The 2945-nt window shown below is 29.0% G+C and carries 4 protein-coding genes; 1 reads left to right on the forward strand and 3 read right to left on the reverse strand.

The genetic code is table 11. The annotated features are described in order from the left end of the window. A partial coding sequence (locus tag E6248_RS14905) for a hypothetical protein (RefSeq protein ID WP_316341565.1) occupies positions 1 to 326 on the forward strand: 326 nt, incomplete at its 5' end. 227 nt (positions 327 to 553) lie between these two features. Here the strand turns inward: E6248_RS14905 and E6248_RS14910 are convergent. The 3 genes from E6248_RS14910 to E6248_RS14920 all read right to left on the reverse strand — a co-directional run bounded on the left by E6248_RS14910 (position 554) and on the right by E6248_RS14920 (position 2892). After that, positions 554 to 1276, reverse strand: a complete 723-nt coding sequence (locus E6248_RS14910) for an amino acid ABC transporter ATP-binding protein (RefSeq protein WP_316341566.1) — start codon at positions 1274 to 1276, stop codon at positions 554 to 556. Beyond that, positions 1263 to 1910, reverse strand: a complete 648-nt coding sequence (locus tag E6248_RS14915) for an amino acid ABC transporter permease (RefSeq protein ID WP_316341568.1) — start codon at positions 1908 to 1910, stop codon at positions 1263 to 1265. The genes E6248_RS14910 and E6248_RS14915 overlap by 14 nt, the downstream gene beginning before the upstream one ends. A gap of 148 nt (positions 1911 to 2058) precedes the next feature. Further along, a complete protein-coding gene (locus E6248_RS14920; RefSeq protein ID WP_316341567.1) occupies positions 2059 to 2892 on the reverse strand; it encodes a transporter substrate-binding domain-containing protein in 834 nt (277 codons plus the stop codon). Between the last annotated feature and the right edge of the window lie 53 nt (positions 2893 to 2945).

Consider the following 2945-nt stretch of genomic DNA (forward strand, 5'->3'; position numbering starts at 1 on the left):
AGGAGGAAAGTTTTATGGATTTATTATCTATCATGGGTTGTATTATCGCAACAATATTCATTATTTACAATATTATATACTACAGAAATAAAAAAACTGTATATATGCTAAATGATAAATATATTGTTTTAAATGATAAATACTATGATACACAATTGATTTTTGGGTTAATGAATTCAGTTTTATTACTTATTTTTTATTTAGCGTGGAATCTAACTGATAGAAATCCTCAAGTATTTCTTATTACAACAATAATAATTTTTTGGGGATTAAACTATATGTTAGAATTTTATACGAGAAAGAAAAGCTATGTAGGTACTAAATAATATTTTTAATATATTTCTCATTAAAAGTGGTCAGATAGTTTGTCCACTTTTCTTATAATCTAATATCAACATTATCTTAAAACGTACCCAAATAAAAAATTTAGTCTTGCACTTAGTTCTATCCAAGATTCTCATTTTTAATTCTTAATTTTTCATTTCACTAAAGTAAAAAAACTCAGCCTAAGCCGAGTTTTATCAATAATTGCTAATTGTTAACTGTTAATTGTCTAAAGTACTTTAGACAAGAAGTCTTGTGTTCTTGGATTTTTAGGATTATCAAATATTTCTTCAGGTGTTCCTTGTTCTACTATATTTCCGCCATCCATAAATAATATTCTATCTCCAACTTCTCTTGCAAAGCCCATTTCATGAGTAACTACTACCATAGTCATTCCTTCCTTTGCAAGATCCTTCATAACATTTAAAACTTCTCCAACCATTTCTGGGTCTAATGCTGAGGTAGGTTCATCAAAAAGCATAACATCAGGTTCCATTGCTAAAGCTCTTGCAATTGCAATTCTTTGTTTTTGTCCACCAGATAAGGATGCTGGATAAGCATCTGCTTTATCTAATAATCCTACTTTTTTTAATAAATCCATTGCCTTTTCTTCTGCTTCTGCTTTAGATTTATTTTTTACATTTATAGGTGCAATAGTTAGGTTATTCAAAACTGTCTTATGTGGGAATAAGTTAAATTGTTGAAATACCATCCCCATCTTTTCTCTTATTTCATTAATGTTAGTGTTTTTATCTGTTATATTTTTATCTTCAAAAATTATTTCTCCATCTGTAGGTACTTCTAATAAGTTTAGACATCTTAAAAAAGTACTCTTCCCTGATCCTGAAGGTCCAATAACAACTACAACTTCACCTTTTTTAATATTTTCATTTATGCCTTTTAATACTTCATTTTCTCCAAAACATTTATGCAAATTCTTAACGTTTATCACTAGCCTTCATTCTCCTTTCGATGTAATTCATAAGTCTTCCAAGTGTAAATGTAATTACAAAATAAAATACTGCTGCTATTATTAAAGGTTCAAAAGCTCTAAAAGTTCTTCCAGTAACTACTTTTGCACTATACATTAATTCACCAACCCCAATAACAGACGCCATTGAAGATTCCTTAATTACTGTAACAAACTCATTACCTATTGCAGGTAAGATATTGCTTATAGCTTGAGGCATTACTATTAGCTTCATAGCCATAAATTGACTCATCCCTAAACTTCTTGCTGCTTCATATTGTCCCTTATCAACTGCATCTATACCTGCTCTTATTATTTCTGAAACATAAGCTGCTGAATTTAAAGAAACTGCAATAATACCAGCTGTAAGTGGTTTCATATTTATTCCTAATAATTCATCAAATGCATAATAAACTATCATAATTTGAAGAAGCATTGGAGTTCCTCTCATTATTTCAATATATATAGATGCAATTAATTTTAATGGATTTACTTTTAAAATAGTAAATTTAGATCTTTTCATAAAAGTTAATAAGGATCCTAATAAAACACCTAATAAAACACTTATAAAAGATATTAATAGTGTCCATTTAACACCATCATAAAAATAATTCATATAACCAGATAAAAAACTAAAATCTAAAGTCAAACCTTACACCCCTTGTCTATTATATAAAAATCAGCAAATCAATCTTATGTGAAAATTAAGTACTAACTCAGAAACTCTGAGTTAGTTCAAAACTATCTACGCTTCAACTTCTATCTTAATTTTCAACTTGCTTTTCAGCTAATGCAGTTGCATCTACTATAAATTGATCTAATAATTTTTCATCTTTTATTCTTTTAATTGTAGTATTAATTAAATCTAATAATGCTTGTTGCTCTTTTTGTAATGCGACAGCAGAACCACCTTCAGCGTCTGTTGCTTTTTCTTCGCCAACTACTAATTCTGGATTGTTCTTAACTATCATTTCAGCAACTGGTAATTCAACTACTAAAGCTTCTATCTTTCCAGTTTTTAAGCTTAAAACTAAGTCATTAACATTTGATAATAATTGAAGATCAACTTCTGGTATTTTTTCTTCAGCTATATCAGCTTGAATAGCTCCCATTTGTGCTCCAACTTTTTGCCCTTTTAAGTCTTCAAAAGTTTTATACTTGTCCTTATTTTCTGCTTTAACTAAAAATCCATGTTCTGCAATATAATAAATATCTGAGAAATCAACTGATTTCCTTCTTTCATCATCAGGAGACATACCTGAAATTGCTAAATCTATTTTACCTGATGAAACACCAGCTACTAAATTTTCAAAATTCATATCTTGTATTTCTAATTCAACTCCCATATCCTTAGCTATTTCATTAGCTATATCGATATCGAATCCAACTATTTCATCTTTTCCTTCTTCATTCATAATATGGAATTCATAAGGTGCATAATCTGCACTTAATCCAACTACTAACTTTCCATTTTCTTTTATTTGTGATAGCTTGTCTGTAGGTTCATCAGTCTTTTTTCCTCCACAACTGATTAATCCTAAACTCATCACTCCAATTGTAGCTATAGCAAATATCTTTTTTAACATTCCTTTTTTCATATTAAAAATCCCCCTTATTTCTACTGTCCTTTGCGATAGCATAATTATACACC

This window comes from Clostridium sp. (assembly GCF_032552055.1).
GTDB lineage: Bacteria > Bacillota > Clostridia > Clostridiales > Clostridiaceae > Clostridium.

Coding starts and splice junctions, on each gene's coding strand:
- E6248_RS14915 (WP_316341568.1), bottom strand. CDS start 1,910: ATGAATTATTTTTATGATGGTGTTAAATGGACACTATTAATATCTTTT.
- E6248_RS14920 (WP_316341567.1), bottom strand. CDS start 2,892: ATGAAAAAAGGAATGTTAAAAAAGATATTTGCTATAGCTACAATTGGA.